This is a genomic window from Halomonas sp. C22 (genome assembly GCF_007655045.1).
Classification (GTDB): domain Bacteria; phylum Pseudomonadota; class Gammaproteobacteria; order Pseudomonadales; family Halomonadaceae; genus Vreelandella; species Vreelandella hamiltonii.
The window spans coordinates 160877-177202 of the sequence record NZ_VBVC01000005.1; the positions used below are offsets into that span (position 1 = coordinate 160877).

Here is a 16326-nt window from a genome sequence, read left to right on the forward strand (position 1 = left end):
GGAGTGTGCGGTCCATCCACACGCTGCGTTGAGTAAAGAGAGCAGTATCCACGGGGGAGGCAAGCACTCCCCCGTGGCCGATCACACGATCAGTAGCCGAGATAATGCCCTGCCACGAGCGCTATCCAGCACATGACGTAAATGAGTGCCAGCAGGGGCATGATCACCTTTAGCCACTGGGCATAAGACACTTTTCCCAGCGCCAGCATGGCCAGGGTGCCGCCTGAAGTGGGAACGATCAGGTTGGTGAGGCCGTCGCCGACCTGGAACGATGTGATCATCAACTGGCGGCTCATGCCGATGAGATCGGCCAGAGGAATCAGTATAGGCATGGTGACCAATGCTTGGCCTGATCCGCCGGGAATGAAGAGGTTAATGATCCCCTGGATGACACTGGAAGCCACCGCTGCCATGGCAATAGGCATGTCGCCTACCAGGCTGCTCAGCGAATTGACGATGGTGTCGATGATATGGGCATCTTGAAGAATGACCTGAATCGAGGCTGCTACGCCAATCACCAGCGCGCCCGCAGTGACGGAGGCTGCCCCTTCCATCATCTGCTTGACCAGCTCGTTGGCGCCCAGACCATTGGCAAAGCCGATCACGATGGCCATGAGCAAGAACATCGCAGCGATTTCATTGATGTACCAGCCGCGAGTAAAAACACCGACCAGCATGATAACTAGGCCAGCAATGAAAATGCCCAGCGTCATGATGTTGCGACGCGATAAGCTGTAATCCTGAAGGCGCTTGTTCAACTCGGCGGGCTGGTCGTCCTTGTAGTCGACATTCACTACGTAGCGGCAGATAAAGACCGTTAGGGTGCTTAGGCAAGCCAGCACCATGAGCAGTCGGAGCCACCAGCCCGAAAAGGTGGGTAGTTCGCCAATGCCCTGCGCGACGCCGACGGTATAAGGATTGATGGGAGAGAGTGCGAAGCCGATACCGATACCGCCCACTGCCATGACGACACCGACCAGGCGTGAACAGCCGATAGCAGTGGCAATCAGTACGCCAATGGGTACTAGCGCAATATTGTTTTCAAAGCCGACTGCGACACCAAAAAAGCCGTAAATGAAAGTGCCTGCGGCAATGATGAGGTTACGGCTCCGAGGATTGTTTTCTGCGCCGACTCGGTGTACCGCCACGCCAATCGCATTTTCCAGGGCGCCCGTGCGCTGCAGGATATGAAACAGTCCGCCTGCGATAAACACGATGAACAGGAATTGCGAGGCGTTGATCAAGCCTTCGGGAATGGCGACAAAGATTCGGAATAAGTGCAAATTGGCGACATCGGCCAGGTAATCGAACGATCCCGGAATCACGGTGGTGCGCCCGTTGATGGTTTCCCGCTCGAACTCGCCTGCTGGGACGATGAACGTCATCAGGTAGGCGGCTACCAGAATCAGGAAAATCAGGACCATCGGGTCAGGTACCTGTTGGTACCATTTTCGTTGCTGCGTCGCAGACGCCTTGTTGGAGTGTTGTGGTGGTTGGTTCATGAGGCACCCATGGGTCGTTATCGTGGTGGATTGCAGCATTTAGCCAAGCGTTGGCAGGTGTGGTAGAGCACCTGAATCGCCTTCATCAGGTCCTCTGGGGTGATGGCTTCGTCCGGGTGATGGCTGATCCCCTTGTGGCAGCGCACGAAGAGCATGCCGATATCGCATAGCTGCGCCATGGCCAACCCATCGTGGCCTGCGCCGCTGAACAACACTTTCGGGGCGACGCCGCTGTCTTGCACCGCTTGCTCCAACATCGATGTTAGACAAGGGGCGCACTGCACGGCGGCTTGTTCGTAGGTTTGGGTATGCGTGTAAGTGAGGTTCAGCGCTGGCAGTGCATGGCTGACTTGATCGAGCAGCGTTGAACGCGCCTGCTGGCGTATGGCATCTTGCGGCGAACGTAACTCCACCGTGAGTGTGGTGGTTTGCGGAATGACATTGACCCCGTTGGGCGCATTGGTGATTTTACCCACCACGCCGACCAGCTGATCGGTCTGTTTGCAAAGAGTATCGACCAGCCGGATGACTTCGGCAGCGCCCACTAGTGCATCGCGACGAAGAGCCATGGGGACAGTGCCAGCGTGCCCAGCCATGCCCTGAATGACGAATTGGTGACGCTCGATTCCGGTAATCGCATTGACCACGCCAACGGGTAGCGAAGCCTCTTCCAGTTGGGGCCCCTGTTCGATGTGCGCTTCCAGAAAGGCCAATACCTCGTCAGGAGCGTAGCGGTCCTCAGGAATGCTGTCGGGGTCGCAGCCAAAATCGCGCAATGCCTGTGCCAGGGAAATGCCGTTGTCGTCGGTGGCGGAAAGGCTGTCGGGATCGAACGTGCCTGCCAGCACTTTGGAACCCAGTAGCGTAGAGCTAAAGCGAGTGCCTTCCTCATCGCTGAAGGCCACGATATCGATATGAAAGGGGAGAGAAATTTGCTGGGCGCGGAGATAACTGATCAAGGCAAGCGGCAGAATGATCCCCATCATGCCATCGTATTTGCCACCGTTGGGAACGGTATCCTGGTGAGAGCCCATCAGTAGCACTTTAGCGTCGGGTAAATGACTGGCATGGCGTCCAATGAGGTTGGCGCCATGGTCTCGCCTCACCGACATGCCCAGCGCTTCCATCCAGCTCGACAGCTTTTCCAGTACTGCTTCGTGCTCAGGCGTAGCGCATAAGCGGGTAACGCCTTGTTGAGCGCTGTCCTGAGTTTCCGAGCAGCGTGCTGCTGCTTCAAGCCAATGCCAAGCCTGCTGACCTGCCGCTTCCAGCGTTATTGTCATGGTGACCTCGTTATCAAGCATGCGCGTGTCGTGTCGCGTCTATTTATCATGATAAATTAGGCTAGGTGACGCACTTTGGCTCTGTCAACGCTTTGCTCACGGCCATGGCAGGGCATTCGGTTAGTGCGCTTCAAAAACGTTTGTAACGGCAGGGGCTTAACCAGGAAGAGGTGCGCCCAGGGTTAGACGTATGTCTAGCCCTGGTCAGATGGGCAAGTGCGTAAAGGCTAGTGTCGATGGGGATGGCTGGCGGTAGGGAGCCGCTGCAAGAACGTCTGGTATTCCTCGTTATCCTGTACGCGGTGGTAGAGTTTGGCTAGCTCTGTTGCCGCGCTGGGTGCATCATCCACCCGTAAGTCCAGCGGCAAGCCGCCGGGCGCTCGCATCTTGATAGCTGCCGAACGCGTACCGCGCTGGTCGCCACCTACGCTTTGCGCGGCCAGTAGTGCGGCCAGCAGGGCGTGTGCCAGGCCTTCGGAGTACTGGTGTTGCTGGAATGCATCTACCATGGCCGGGATCACCAGGTCGTTGGCCAACATGTTCCCTGCGACCACAAGCCCCGTCGAAAGGTGCATCCCAACCTTGGGGGCATTCTGTTCGCCTGTCCAGCCTGCACTTTGGCCATGAATATCCATGATGGCTATCTGTCGCCACGCCTCTCCCTGATCATGATGTCGCAGCTGCGCTATCACATTTTCGACCTCCATGCCTTGTGCTAGCCGCGCGAGGCCTTGTTCGGCCGCCATCACATGCGTACTAAATCCTTGGGTAATGGCGGCGCCGACGCCAGGCAGCAGATGGGGCACAAAACCACCCAAGGCTGGCCCGCCCGTCGCGCAGGCAACGCCCAGGGTGTTGGTATCTGCATCCAGTGCAATTAGGCTGTAGGTCATGGGCATACCTCGTGGCCGCTGAGTGAAAAGGAAGGCAGCAAAACGCTGGAAATGAAGCATCGTTCATCATCCTGACAGCATAGTCAAAACGTAGATGAGTAAACGTGCGGGGCGGCTTGCGCCTCAGTCAGGTTCTCTACCAACGTCTCCTGTACGCCACTGTTCAAGCCATGGATGATTGTCTTTTCGCGCTTGTTAATTCTTTCAGGAATCGCATGAATCGACCACGCCAGCCTATCAGGCGCAAACGCACCGAAGTCATCGCCGACGCGGTCAAGGAGTACATCGCCCGCCATGGCCTCAAACCTGGCGACCGGTTGCCGCAAGAGTCTGACTTGATTGACGCGCTCCAGGCTTCCAAGGGGACCATCAGAGAAGCCCTGAGAGGGCTTGAAGCACAAGGGCTCATTCAAACGCGTACAGGACCTGGTGGCGGCGCTTTTATCAGCGACGTGAGCGATGACCGCGCCATGGAATTGCTGGGCAATTACTTTTTTTTCAAACCGCCCACCATTCATGATATCTACGAAGCCCGCAAAGCACTCTGGCCCGCGTTGATCACCAGTCTGGAAGGGCAGTTGGACGAGACGGCCTTCGCCCGTTTGGAAGAGACGATTACCTACTATGACCATGCACCTGAGTCATTGGACGAAGAGCGAATACAGCGTATCAAGGAGCTGGAGTTTCATCTTGTGCTGGTGGACTACTGCCCGAATCCGCTGCTCGCCATGATGTGCCGGTTTCCTATTCGCCTTCTTATGAGCCTGACGGTGTGCCAAAAAATCTACGATTTACCCTACCCGGAACTCCGGCAGCGTGGTTATCGCTATCAGCGACGGTTGGTGGACGCACTACGAGCTGCCAACATGGAAGAGGCACGTTGTATTGTCAGCGAGCACATGCAGGCTGCTCAGGTGTTGATGGAGTCGCGTGAGGCAATGCTGGAAAAGGCCTTTTTCAAGGCCAGTAGTGACGCAGGTGAAGGCGCCAATCGTGATTATCTGGCCCTGGTGGATTATGCAAGTCTGCTGAATGATGGTCGCGACAGCCAGAGGTAAGTGCACGCCCCCACGCCGTGGCACTGTAAACCTGCCGACCAAACCATCACGCGCGGGTATTCTCCAGCGCCTCGATCATCCTGCGCGCTGCGTTGGAGAGCGTGCGGTTGTGGTGCACCAGATAACCCAGTGGGCGGTGGATGGGGTCGGTATCCACCGGTAGCTCGACCAGTTCGCTGTCGAGCATGCTTTCCGGCAGCAGGCTCCAGCCGAGCCCGACGCTGCACATCATCTTCAGGGTTTCTAGGTAGTTGGTGGACATGCTGACCGGCAGGGTCAGGCCGGCGGCCTGGAAGCGCTGGCCGATCAGGGTGTGGGTGAAGGTCTTGGCGCCGGGCATCACGCAGTTCACCTCGCACAGTTCGGCCAGGCTCAGCGTGGCCTGGGTGCGGCTGCGCTGGGCCAGCGGGTGGTCCTTGGCGCAGACGAAGCAGAGCCGGTCGCGCCAGAGTTCGACCACCTGCAGCTGCTCCACCGGGTGGGGCGCCAGGGTGACGATGGCCATTTCCAGGGTGCCATCCACCACGCCCTGATAGGCAAGCTCGGAGTCCAGGAAGTGCAGGTCGAGGGCCACTTCCGGGTGGCGCTGGGTGTAGAGTTTGAGCAGCGGCGGCAGCCGGTGCAGGCCGATGTGGTGGCTGGTGGCCAGGGTGAGCTTGCCGCCCACCTGGCCGGAAAGGTTGGCCAGTGCGCGGCGGCTGTCGTCCACGGTGAACAGGATACGCTGGGCGCGGGGCAGCAGCAGGTTGCCTGCCTCGGTGAGGGTGATTTTACGCCCGATACGGTCGAAAAGCCGCGTGCCCAGCAGCTCTTCCAGGGTGGCAATGCGTTTACTCACCGCTGGCTGCGTAAGGTGAAGCTGCTCGGCGGCGCGGGAGAAGCTTTGGGTTTGTGCCACGGCAAGAAAGGCTTGCAGGCTTTGGGTATCCACGGCGTCTCCCTGATCAACTATTCCTATTTGGAATCTAAAGTATGAATAACATGAATTGCTTTTATGTGCGAGTCGGGTAACACTCGGGTCATCGTCCATGACGCCCGCGACAAGAGCGGCCCGTAGAAGCCGCCAACACGACTAGCAGGGCACTGCCCAGGAGAGCCACATGTCAGGTCAAACCCTTTACGACAAACTCTGGAACCAGCACTTGGTCAAGCAGCGCGATGACGGCACGGCGCTGATCTACATCGACCGCCAACTGCTCCACGAAGTGACCTCGCCACAGGCGTTTGAAGGCCTGCGTCTGGCCAACCGCAAGCCCTGGCGCCTGGATGCCAACCTGGCCACCCCCGATCATAACGTGCCCACCACGGTGAAAGAGCGTGCCGAGGGCAACAGCGGCATCAAGGACCCGGTCTCGTTGATTCAGGTGCAGACCCTGGACGACAACTGCCAGGCCTTCGGTATCGAAGAGTTCAAGATCAACGACCCCCGCCAGGGCATCGTGCACGTGGTGGGCCCCGAGCAGGGTGCCACACTGCCCGGCATGACCGTGGTGTGCGGCGACTCGCATACCGCCACCCACGGCGCCTTTGCCGCGCTGGCCCACGGTATCGGCACCTCGGAAGTGGAACACGTGCTGGCTACCCAGTGTTTGCTGGCGCAGAAGATGAAGAACATGCAGGTGCGCGTGGAAGGCGAGCTGGGCCTGGGCGTGACCGCCAAGGACGTGGTGCTGGCCATCATCGGCAAGATTGGTACCGCAGGCGGCACCGGCTATGCCATCGAGTTTGCTGGAAGCGCCATCGAATCGCTCTCCATGGAAGGCCGCATGACCGTGTGCAACATGGCCATCGAAGCGGGTGCCCGAGTGGGGCTGATTGCGGTCGACGACACCACCATCGATTACCTCGCCGAGCGCCCCTTTGCGCCCACCGCCGAGCAGTGGGAAGCCGCCGTGGCCGACTGGCGTCTGCTGGTCTCCGATGCCGATGCCCACTTCGATAAAGTGGTCACCCTGAAGGCCGAAGAGATCGAGCCTCAGGTAAGCTGGGGCACCAGCCCCGAAATGGTCACCGGTATTTCCGGTCAGGTGCCCGACCCCCAGGCCGCCGATGACGAAACCGTCCAGCGCAGCCACTCCCGCGCGCTGGAGTACATGGGCCTGCAGGCCAACCAGAAAATTACCGATATCAAGCTGGACAAGGTGTTCATCGGCTCCTGCACCAACTCGCGTATCGAAGACCTGCGTGAAGCCGCCAAGGTGGCCAAGGGCAACAAGGTAGCCGATACCATCAAGCTGGCCATGGTGGTGCCGGGTTCTGGCCTGGTGAAGCGCCAGGCGGAAGCCGAAGGCCTCGACAAGATCTTCATCGAAGCGGGCTTCGAGTGGCGCGAGCCGGGTTGCTCCATGTGTCTGGCCATGAATGCCGACAAGCTGGGCGCTGGCGAGCACTGCGCCTCGACCTCCAACCGTAACTTCGAAGGTCGTCAGGGGTACGGCGGGCGTACGCACCTGGTGAGCCCGGCCATGGCCGCTGCGGCCGCCATTGCTGGCCACTTCGTCGATGTCCGTACCTTGCCTGCCAACGATGCCACCCACGCCCAGGAGGCCTGAGCCATGAAAAAGTTCGAACGTTTTGAAGGCATCGTCGCGCCTCTGGACCGTGCCAATGTCGATACCGATCTGATCATTCCGAAGCAGTTCCTGAAGTCCATCAAGCGGACCGGCTTTGGCGTGAACCTGTTCGATGAGCTGCGCTACCTGGACGAAGGCCAACCCGGTCAGGACTGCTCCCAGCGCCCGCTGAATCCGGATTTCGTTCTGAACCAGCCGCGCTTCAAAGGCGCCGAGGTACTGCTGGCACGGCGTAACTTTGGCTGCGGCAGCTCCCGCGAGCACGCGCCCTGGGCGCTGGAAGATTTTGGCTTCAAGGTAGTGATTGCCCCTAGCTTTGCCGATATCTTCTACAACAACGCGTTCAAAAACGGCATCCTGCTGGTGACGCTGGCTGAAGAGCAGGTGGATCGCCTGTTTGCCGAGGTGGACGCCAACGAAGGCTACCAGCTGGACGTCGACCTGGAGCATCAGCGCGTGATCACGCCCAGCGGCGAGATTCTGGAATTCGAGGTCGATGAATTCCGCAAGCACTGCCTGCTGAACGGCCTGGACGATATCGGCATTACCCTGCAAGACGAAGAGGCCATTCGCAGCTTCGAAGCGCAGCATCGTCAGCAGCGCCCGTGGCTGTTCCGCCAGCCCGCGTAAGTCTTCCATTTTTTGTGCTAAGGATTGAGCATGACTCATAAGGTGTTACTGCTGCCCGGTGACGGTATCGGCCCGGAAATTGCCGCCCAGGCGGCGCGTTTGTTGAAAGCCTGCCAAGACGCTGGCCTGGACATCGAGGTGGAAGAGGGTCTGGTGGGCGGCTCGGCCTACGACGTACACGGCGAGCCGCTGCCCGCCGAAACGTTGGAAAAAGCCAAGGCTTCCAGCGCGATTTTGCTGGGTGCCGTGGGCGGCCCCAAATGGGACAAGATCGAAGACCTCTCCAAGCGTCCTGAGAAAGGCTTGCTGGGCCTGCGCAAGAACCTGGGACTGTTTGGCAACCTGCGTCCGGCCATGCTCTACCCGCAGTTGGCCAGCGCTTCCAGCTTGAAGCCCGAGCTGGTGGCCGGGCTGGATATCATGATCGTGCGTGAACTCACCGGCGGCATCTACTTCGGCCAGCCCCGGGGTATCGAAGTGCGCGACGGCGAGCGGGTCGGCTTCAATACCTATATCTACTCCGAGAGCGAAATCGAGCGCATTGGCCGTGTCGCCTTCGAGATGGCCCAGAAGCGCGGCAAGAAGCTCTGCTCGGTGGACAAGGCCAACGTGCTGGAAGTGACGATTCTGTGGCGTGAGGTCATGGAGCGGCTGGCACCGGAATACCCGGATGTAGAGCTGTCGCACATGTACGTGGACAACGCCGCCATGCAGCTGGTGCGTGCACCGAAGCAGTTCGATGTGGTGGTCACTGGCAACATGTTTGGCGACATTCTCTCCGATGCCGCCGCCATGCTGACCGGCTCCATCGGCATGTTGCCTTCTGCATCGCTCAACGAGAGCGGGCAGGGCATGTACGAGCCTTGCCACGGCAGCGCGCCGGACATCGCAGGCCAGAACGTCGCCAACCCGCTGGCCATGATGCTCTCGGTGGCCATGATGCTGCGCTACTCGCTCAATGAGCCCGCCATGGCCGAGCGCATTGAAGCGGCGGTGGGCAGCGTGCTGGACGACGGCCTGCGCACGGCGGATATCGCTTCCGAAGGCACCCGTCGGGTCTCCACGGTGGAGATGGGCGATGCGGTGCTGGCGGCCTTTGCACAACGCTCAGCCTAAGGCTAGCAAGAAGAGCATGGGCAAAAAGAAAGCCTGCTAATGGGTTGATTCGCTTCGACTCATCGCAAAGCAACCAACGTCGGCTGCCCCCAAGGGGTGGCCGACGTCGTGTCGGATATTTGTGTATAATACTTATCTCATTCTTGGTTGGAGGACTTCACATGTTGAAAGTCGGTTTCGTGGGATGGCGTGGCATGGTGGGCTCTGTGCTGATGCAGCGCATGCAGGAAGAGGGTGATTTCAACGGTATCGAGCCGATCTTTTTCACCACTTCTCAAGTTGGCCAGCCCGGCCCCGACATCGGCGTGGACGTGCCTCCGCTGAAAGATGCGTTTGCACTGGATGACCTGAAAGCGCTGGACGTGATCATCACCTGTCAGGGCGGTGACTACACCAAGAAGGTCTACGGCGACCTGCGCAGCGGCGGTTGGCAAGGTTATTGGATCGATGCCGCCAGCACCCTGCGGATGGAAGACGAAGCCACCATCATCCTCGACCCGGTGAACCGCAAGGTCATCGATGCACAGCTGGCGAAAGGTGCCAAAACCTTCGTGGGCGGCAACTGCACCGTCAGCCTGATGCTGATGGGCCTTGGCGGCCTGTTCGAGGCCGATATGGTCGAGTGGATGACCTCCATGACCTATCAGGCGGCGTCCGGCTCCGGTGCCAAGCACATGCGCGAGCTGCTCAACCAGATGGGCCACCTGCGTGATAGCGTGGCCAGCGAATTGGCCGACCCGGCCAGCGCCATTCTGGATATCGACCGCAAGGTCACTGCGGCCATGCGTGGCGGCGACTTCCCCACGGAAAACTTCACTGCGCCGCTGGCGGGCAGCCTGCTGCCGTGGATCGACACCAAGCTGGAGAGCGGCCAGAGCCGCGAAGAGTGGAAGGGCAGCGTCGAGACCAACAAGATTCTGGGTCTGCAGAACAACCCGATTCCCATCGATGGGCTTTGCGTGCGTATCGGTGCCATGCGCTCCCACAGTCAAGCGTTCACCATCAAGCTGAAGCAGGATGTGCCGCTGGACGAAATCGAAGAGCGCATTGCCAAGCACAACGAGTGGGTTCGCCTGATTCCCAACGACAAGGAAGCCACTGTGGCAGGCCTGACCCCGGCAGCAGCCACGGGCACGCTGCAAGTGCCGGTCGGTCGGCTGCGCAAGCTGAACATGGGCGGTGAATACCTCTCCGCCTTCAGCGTGGGCGACCAGCTGCTGTGGGGGGCCGCCGAGCCGCTCAAGCGCATGCTGAAGATCCTGCGCGAGCAGTAATCCAGCGCGGGTCGTCAGGTAAACCAGTGGGAAGCTGTTCGCAGCTTCCCATTTTTTTGCCCGTCAGGCGTGTCGAGGGTGCATTGGCCCAAGCGGCATGTTAAATACGTTATGATAAAAACGAATTAAGTCATTGTGATGGGTGAACGTCTCGGCACAATGTAACGCAGGGAATCGCAGGCAGTAGGGGCCGTAATGAAAAACAAGCTGGCATGGTTGTCATGGCTGCCGCTAGGTGCGGTAAGCCCGTTGGCGCTGGCCGTGGGGCTGGGGCAGGTGACGGTCAACTCACCGCTGCAGGCACCGCTGAATGCCTCCGCACCCATCGTGGATGTCTCCGAGGCTGCGCTGGGCGAGTTACGAGTGGAGGTCGCTGATGAAGCAGCCTTTACCGCCCAGGGGCTGGAGTGGACACCGCTGGCGGCTAGCGTGCGCGCCGAGATCGAGCGTCTGCCCGGCGGTGCTCGGGTGGTGCTGCGCACCGAGCAGGAGGTGCTGGAACCCTGGCTGGATCTGCTGTTGACCATCAGCGGCCCCGAGGGGCGTAGCGCCGAGGCGTTCACGCTACTGTTCGATTTGCCGGAGAGCGCCGCCAGTGCGCCGGTGGCGGCACCGGTCAGCCATGTAAGCCCGTCCGCGACGGCTGCACAAGCCCCGCCACAGGCAGTCTCTTCTTCGCCATCGCCATCGCCATCGCCATCGCCATCGCCATCGTCCGCATCCGTGGCCAGTGCGGCCCAGGCGCCTGGCGGAACGGCCTATGTGGCCAGCGGCGATTCATTGTGGGGCGTGGCGGCGCGGGTCAAGCCCGCCGAGGTCAGCGTCCAGCAGATGATGCTGGCCCTGGTCGAAGCCAACCCGTCGGCGTTCCCTTCCGGTAACCCGGATGAACTTCGCGCCGGGCAAACCCTGGTAGTGCCAGGTCGCGAGCAAATCATGGCACGTAGCCCCAGCCAGGCATCCCAGGCGGTGCAGGCCATGCGCCAAACGGCGGCGGCGCCCGCGCCTGCGTCAACCCCTGCGGCGAGCGAACCCGAGGCCACGGCGGCGGCGCCATCGTCAGGCGAGGAGCCGGTGCTGGCCGACGAGGCGCTGGCCGCGAGCGAGCAGTTGCCACAGGGCGCGCCAGAAGGCCCATTGGCCGAGGGTAATGCCGAGGGCGAGACAGAGAGCGAGCTGGCAGGGCTGACCCTCAACGACCTGGCAGAACAGCTGCGCGAAAGCCAGGCCATGCTGCAAACCGTCCTCGAAGAGCGTGATCTGATGCGGGCGGAAATGGCCGCGCTGCGTCAGGAGGTGGCCTCGTTGACGGAGGCGCTACAGGCGTCTCAACAGGAAACCCAGCGTGCCCTGGCCGCCGCAGAAGCCATGGCGGCCAGCGCGGGTCAGGCGGCCGGTGCGCGAGCGTCCGGGCCGGGGGTGGTCGCACGGCTGGAGGCCTATCAGTGGCCGCTGGCCAGTGCCGCCCTGGCGCTGTTGCTGGGGGCGCTGGTGTGGTCACGCAAACGCCGCGAGCGCCAGTGGGAGGACGTGCCAGCGCCCGCCGCTGCCGTGGAAACGCCCCCACGGCGCGCCGAGCCAGTCATGGAAAGCACCGGCACCGCTGGCGCGCCTCTGGCGGAGCCGCCCCTTGCCGAACCACCGCCTTTCGATATCCCGAAAGCGCCGCCGCAGGTAGCCGAGCGCTATGAGCAGGTGTCTGCTGCTGACGAGCCGGTGACCGACGAGCTTGCTGTCCAAGAGCCTGTTGCTCAAGAGCCTAGTGAGCATAGCCCCTTGGAGGAGCCATCTTCGCAAGCCAGCTCCCCGGAGTGGAGTTCAAGCGAGGAAGAAGTCGAATCCGCTGTCGATGAAGACGAAGCCGCCCTGGAAGCGGCTTTCCTGGACACCCCCGAGCCCGTCGAAGAGCCAGCGCCGCGGCCGCCGCTGGCGCTGGAAGAGCCAATGCTCGTCGAACCGACGCCTGCCGGAGTGAATCAGGCCGCGCCCGACGCTCCGCCGGAACAGGAGGAGGATGCTGCGGAGCCGTCGACGCCCCAGGCGCCTGCGCAACCGGTGCCGGACGATCATCGGGCGCACTATATCGATTATCATCCGCCCTCGCTGCAGGCCAACGAGCCAGACGAGGCCGAGACCTCCTTGTCAGGAAACGCGGACGCTGCGCCGCTGCGCACCCGCTATACCCCTGAAGAGGAGTGGGAAATCGAAGAGGTGGCATTCGAGCCGCGACGTCGGGATAATAGCGACTCTTCCAAATCCTCCAAATGACGTGGCTTGATGACGCTGTTCTACCACTTTGATGAAACACAACCGCTGGCTGGCCGACTGGCCATGGGCGTCGAATATGACGGCACACGTTTTTGTGGCTTTCAGCGCCTGAAGCATGCCGCCTCCGTGCAACAGGCCATCGAAGATGCGCTGGGCAAGGTGGCGGGGGCGCCCGTGCATATCTACGCCAGCGGCCGTACCGATTCCGGTGTGCACGCCACGCGCCAAGTGATTCACTTCGACCCGCCGGTACAGCGCACTGAAAAAGCGTGGATCTTCGGCTCCAATACCAATCTGCCCCGAGACGTGGCGGTGCGTTGGGTGAAGCCGGTATCCGACGATTTTCATTCGCGCCTTGGCGCGCTGGCACGCCGTTACCGCTACATCTTTCTGAATCAGATCAGCCGCCCGGTCATGGAGCGCCACAACGTCACCTGGTGTCGCGACCCGCTGGATGCCGATGCCATGCATCGTGCGGCCCAGGTGCTGGTGGGCGAGCACGATTTCAGCAGCTTCCGCGCGGCGGGCTGCCAGTCGAAATCCCCCTGGCGCCAGATGCACTTCGTCGAAGTGAAGCGTTACGGCCCGCTGGTGGTGATCGATATCCAAGGCAATGCCTTCCTGCATCACATGATCCGTAACATTGCCGGAGCGCTGGCCAGCGTTGGCCGGGGGGCGCAGGACGAAGGGCATATCGCCCGCCTTCTGGCGATGAAGAATCGCCAGAAGGGCGATGTCACGGCGCCTGCCTGCGGCCTGCATTTCGTCGACTCCCTCTACGACGAACGTTTCGAGATTCCCAAGGAGCCGCTGGGGCCCAATCTGCTGGCCTTCACCGGCGAGTGGACCGGCGAGCGGGCGCTGCCGGAGACGCCCAGAGTGGCCGCCCGGCGCCAGCTCACCTTTACCCAGCAAGCCAGCCCTGAACAGCAGGAGAGCGCCTCATGACCGCACCTGGTCGCACGCGTATCAAGTTTTGTGGCTTTACTCGCCACGAGGACGTGGCCCAGGCCGTGGCGCTGGGGGTCGATGCGCTGGGGTTCGTCATGTGGCCCAAGAGCGCGCGGGGTATCGACCCTGATGCGTTGGCGGCGCTGGCAGCACCGGTACCGGCTTTCGTGACGCGGGTGGGGCTGTTCGTCAACCCTGACGTGGCGCTGGTGGAGGCGTGTTTGCCGCACCTGGATTTGATCCAGTTCCACGGTGACGAGCCCGCCGACTTCTGCGCCCAGTTCGATCGCCCCTGGATCAAGGCGCTGCGCATGCGTGACGACCTCGACCTGCATCAGGCAGCGCAGCAGTACGCGGCCGCCCAGGCACTGCTGCTGGACGCTTACCGACCGGGCGTGCCTGGCGGAACCGGAGAAACCTTCGACTGGTCTAGAATCCCCGCAGCCCTGCAAAAACCTGTTATTCTCGCGGGTGGGCTGACGGTCGAGAACATTGCCGCCGCGGTGGCGCAGGTGGCTCCCTATGCGGTTGATGTATCAGGGGGAATCGAAGCCGCCCCAGGCCAAAAGGATGCTCGGCGAATGGCCGACTTCGTGGCTCAGGTCGGGCGGGCCGATCAGCGCTGACGAGGGGCGTGAAACCCTTCTTCCGCCTTTATGTATTCATTCATCTTTGCCTTTCTGGCAATCCTGTGAGGTATGCCTGTGACAGTCTCAGCAACTGAAACCAAGTTCAGCGACCTGACCCGAATGCCGGATGCCCGTGGTCACTTTGGCCCCTATGGCGGCCGGTTCGTGTCGGAAACCCTGAGTTACGCTCTTGAAGAGCTGGAGCAGACCTACTTCAGCCTGCGCGACGACCCGGCCTTTCAGGCGGAGTTCGACCGCGACCTGGCGCACTATGTGGGGCGCCCCTCGCCGCTGTATCACGCCGAGCGCTGGTCCAACTCACTGGGTGGCGCGCAAATCTGGTTGAAGCGCGAAGACCTCAACCATACCGGTGCCCACAAGGTGAACAACACCATCGGTCAGGCGCTGCTGGCCAAGAAGACCGGCAAGCCTCGGGTCATCGCTGAAACCGGCGCGGGTCAGCACGGTGTGGCCACGGCCACGGTTGCCGCGCGGCTAGGGCTGGAGTGCGATGTCTACATGGGCGCCGCCGATGTCCAGCGCCAGAAGCTGAACGTCTATCGCATGCGGCTGCTGGGCGCGCGGGTCATTCCGGTGGAGTCCGGCACCCGCACGCTCAAGGACGCCATGAACGAGGCGTTGCGTGACTGGGTCACCAACGTGGACAACACCTTCTACATCATCGGTACCGTGGCCGGGCCGCATCCGTACCCGCTGCTGGTGCGCGATTTCAATGCGGTGGTGGGGCGCGAGGCGCGCCGCCAGTCGCTGGAGCAGATCGGCCGCTTGCCGGATGCGCTGGTAGCGTGCGTCGGCGGTGGCTCCAATGCCATTGGCCTGTTCTACCCGTTCGTCGAAGATGACGCCGTGGCCATGTACGGTGTCGAGGCAGGGGGCGACGGGGTGGAAACCGGCCGCCACGCCGCGCCGCTGTCTTCCAATGCACCGCGTGGCGTACTGCACGGCAACCGCACCTACCTGATGTCCGACGAAGCGGGCCAGGTGATGGATACTCACTCCATCTCCGCAGGCCTCGATTATCCTGGCGTTGGCCCCGAGCACGCGCTTTGGAAAGACGCCGGTCGCGTGCAGTATGTGGCCGCCAACGACCAGCAGGTGCTGGAAGCGTTCCGCGAGCTGACCCGCATGGAGGGCATCATGCCTGCGCTGGAGTCTGCCCACGCCTTGGCCCATGCCAAGGTGCTGGCGCCCACCATGCGGCCTGATCAGCATATCGTGGTGAACCTTTCAGGGCGTGGTGACAAGGACATCATGACCGTGGCTAACATCGACGGCATCGAGTTTTAAGGGCTAGCATGAATCGAATCGACCAGCGTTTTTCCGAATTGAAGCAGCAGGGCCGCAAGGCTCTGATCCCTTACATCACCGCCGGGGACCCTGCGCCCCAGTACACGGTAGGCTTCATGCACGCCCTGGTGGATGCCGGGGCCGATGTGATCGAGCTTGGCGTGCCGTTCTCCGACCCGATGGCGGATGGCCCGGTCATTCAGAAGGCCTGCGAGCGGGCTCTGAAGCAGGGCACCCGGCTGGTGGACCTGCTGGACATGGTGGCCGAGTTTCGCCAGACCGATACCCAGACACCCATCGTGCTGATGGGCTACCTGAATCCTATCGAACGCATCGGTTACACGGCCTTTGCCGATAAAGCCGCCAGCGTCGGTGTGGACGGCGTGCTGGTGGTGGACATGCCGCCGGAAGAGGCGGACGAGTTCGGCCCGCTGCTCAAAGCGCGCGGCTTGGCAGCGATTTTCCTGGTTGCGCCTACCACTTCCCATGCCCGTGCCGCTACAATATGCGCCCACGGTGAGGGGTATCTTTACTATGTGTCGCTCAAAGGCGTGACCGGGGCGGCCACATTGAACGCAGCCGATGTCGCTGAACACCTGGCGCCGCTGCGTGACATGACCGATTTGCCGCTGTGCGTTGGGTTCGGCATTCGCGATGGGGTGACGGCCGCCGAGGTGGCGAAAGTCGCCGATGGCGTGATCGTCGGCAGCGCGCTGGTCAACCGCATTGCGGACAGCGTGGATGCCCCTGAAACCATCGCCGGACAGTTGAAGAGCGTGTTGGCTGAAATGCGGACCGCCATGGATGCCTGAGTGCATCCTCTCATCGTCTACACTGAATC

Annotated in this window: 14 protein-coding genes; 10 read left to right on the forward strand and 4 right to left on the reverse strand. The window is 61.5% G+C overall.

The genetic code is table 11. The annotated features are described in order from the left end of the window. Positions 1–89: 89 nt before the first annotated feature. The 3 genes from FEU76_RS11805 to FEU76_RS11815 all read right to left on the reverse strand — a co-directional run bounded on the left by FEU76_RS11805 (position 90) and on the right by FEU76_RS11815 (position 3678). On the reverse strand, positions 90–1502 hold the full coding sequence (locus FEU76_RS11805; protein WP_260851400.1) for a YfcC family protein: 1413 nt from the start codon (positions 1500–1502) through the stop codon (positions 90–92). Between the two features lie 17 nt (positions 1503–1519). Next, complete coding sequence (locus FEU76_RS11810; RefSeq protein WP_144983225.1) at positions 1520–2785, reverse strand: allantoate amidohydrolase; 1266 nt, start codon at positions 2783–2785, stop codon at positions 1520–1522. A 227-nt stretch (positions 2786–3012) separates the two neighbouring features. Beyond that, positions 3013–3678, reverse strand: a complete 666-nt coding sequence (locus FEU76_RS11815) for a DUF1028 domain-containing protein (protein ID WP_161792505.1) — start codon at positions 3676–3678, stop codon at positions 3013–3015. 104 nt (positions 3679–3782) lie between these two features. Between FEU76_RS11815 and FEU76_RS11820 the strand changes: the two genes are divergently transcribed. Beyond that, the gene (locus tag FEU76_RS11820; protein ID WP_084123793.1) at positions 3783–4736 is read left to right on the forward strand and encodes a FadR/GntR family transcriptional regulator; all 954 of its coding nucleotides are present in this window, start codon (positions 3783–3785) and stop codon (positions 4734–4736) included. Between the two features lie 46 nt (positions 4737–4782). Here the strand turns inward: FEU76_RS11820 and FEU76_RS11825 are convergent, their stop codons facing one another. After that, positions 4783–5667, reverse strand: a complete 885-nt coding sequence (locus tag FEU76_RS11825) for a LysR family transcriptional regulator (protein WP_039179891.1) — start codon at positions 5665–5667, stop codon at positions 4783–4785. 169 nt (positions 5668–5836) lie between these two features. Between FEU76_RS11825 and leuC the strand changes: the two genes are divergently transcribed. The 9 genes from leuC to trpA all read left to right on the forward strand — a co-directional run bounded on the left by leuC (position 5837) and on the right by trpA (position 16297). Then, entirely contained in the window at positions 5837–7288 is a 1452-nt protein-coding gene (leuC, locus tag FEU76_RS11830) for a 3-isopropylmalate dehydratase large subunit (protein WP_096922860.1), read from the forward strand. 3 nt (positions 7289–7291) lie between these two features. After that, positions 7292–7939, forward strand: a complete 648-nt coding sequence (gene leuD, locus FEU76_RS11835) for a 3-isopropylmalate dehydratase small subunit (protein ID WP_039179896.1) — start codon at positions 7292–7294, stop codon at positions 7937–7939. A 30-nt stretch (positions 7940–7969) separates the two neighbouring features. Next, a complete protein-coding gene (gene leuB, locus FEU76_RS11840) occupies positions 7970–9055 on the forward strand; it encodes a 3-isopropylmalate dehydrogenase (protein WP_144983228.1) in 1086 nt (361 codons plus the stop codon). A gap of 161 nt (positions 9056–9216) precedes the next feature. Next, positions 9217–10329 (forward strand): aspartate-semialdehyde dehydrogenase, encoded by a 1113-nt coding sequence (gene asd / locus FEU76_RS11845; RefSeq protein WP_144983231.1) that lies wholly within the window; start codon positions 9217–9219, stop codon positions 10327–10329. Between the two features lie 195 nt (positions 10330–10524). Further along, the gene (locus FEU76_RS11850; RefSeq protein WP_144983234.1) at positions 10525–12597 is read left to right on the forward strand and encodes a FimV/HubP family polar landmark protein; all 2073 of its coding nucleotides are present in this window, start codon (positions 10525–10527) and stop codon (positions 12595–12597) included. Positions 12598–12606: 9 nt separating this feature from the next. Then, a complete protein-coding gene (gene truA / locus FEU76_RS11855) occupies positions 12607–13545 on the forward strand; it encodes a tRNA pseudouridine(38-40) synthase TruA (protein WP_039179907.1) in 939 nt (312 codons plus the stop codon). Continuing rightward, complete coding sequence (locus FEU76_RS11860; RefSeq protein ID WP_039179909.1) at positions 13542–14174, forward strand: phosphoribosylanthranilate isomerase; 633 nt, start codon at positions 13542–13544, stop codon at positions 14172–14174. The genes truA and FEU76_RS11860 overlap by 4 nt, the downstream gene beginning before the upstream one ends. 72 nt (positions 14175–14246) lie before the next feature. Continuing rightward, entirely contained in the window at positions 14247–15485 is a 1239-nt protein-coding gene (gene trpB, locus FEU76_RS11865) for a tryptophan synthase subunit beta (protein ID WP_039179913.1), read from the forward strand. 8 nt (positions 15486–15493) lie between these two features. After that, positions 15494–16297, forward strand: a complete 804-nt coding sequence (gene trpA / locus FEU76_RS11870) for a tryptophan synthase subunit alpha (protein ID WP_039179916.1) — start codon at positions 15494–15496, stop codon at positions 16295–16297. The last annotated feature ends 29 nt before the right edge of the window (positions 16298–16326 follow it).

Excerpts from the sequence above, each read along its gene's own strand:
- FEU76_RS11805 (WP_260851400.1), bottom strand. The coding sequence starts at position 1,502 with ATGAACCAACCACCACAACACTCCAACAAGGCGTCTGCGACGCAGCAA.
- FEU76_RS11810 (WP_144983225.1), bottom strand. The coding sequence starts at position 2,785 with ATGACAATAACGCTGGAAGCGGCAGGTCAGCAGGCTTGGCATTGGCTT.
- FEU76_RS11815 (WP_161792505.1), bottom strand. The coding sequence starts at position 3,678 with ATGACCTACAGCCTAATTGCACTGGATGCAGATACCAACACCCTGGGC.
- leuC (WP_096922860.1), top strand. The coding sequence starts at position 5,837 with ATGTCAGGTCAAACCCTTTACGACAAACTCTGGAACCAGCACTTGGTC.
- leuD (WP_039179896.1), top strand. The coding sequence starts at position 7,292 with ATGAAAAAGTTCGAACGTTTTGAAGGCATCGTCGCGCCTCTGGACCGT.
- leuB (WP_144983228.1), top strand. The coding sequence starts at position 7,970 with ATGACTCATAAGGTGTTACTGCTGCCCGGTGACGGTATCGGCCCGGAA.
- asd (WP_144983231.1), top strand. The coding sequence starts at position 9,217 with ATGTTGAAAGTCGGTTTCGTGGGATGGCGTGGCATGGTGGGCTCTGTG.
- FEU76_RS11850 (WP_144983234.1), top strand. The coding sequence starts at position 10,525 with ATGAAAAACAAGCTGGCATGGTTGTCATGGCTGCCGCTAGGTGCGGTA.
- truA (WP_039179907.1), top strand. The coding sequence starts at position 12,607 with ATGACGCTGTTCTACCACTTTGATGAAACACAACCGCTGGCTGGCCGA.
- FEU76_RS11860 (WP_039179909.1), top strand. The coding sequence starts at position 13,542 with ATGACCGCACCTGGTCGCACGCGTATCAAGTTTTGTGGCTTTACTCGC.
- trpB (WP_039179913.1), top strand. The coding sequence starts at position 14,247 with ATGCCTGTGACAGTCTCAGCAACTGAAACCAAGTTCAGCGACCTGACC.
- trpA (WP_039179916.1), top strand. The coding sequence starts at position 15,494 with ATGAATCGAATCGACCAGCGTTTTTCCGAATTGAAGCAGCAGGGCCGC.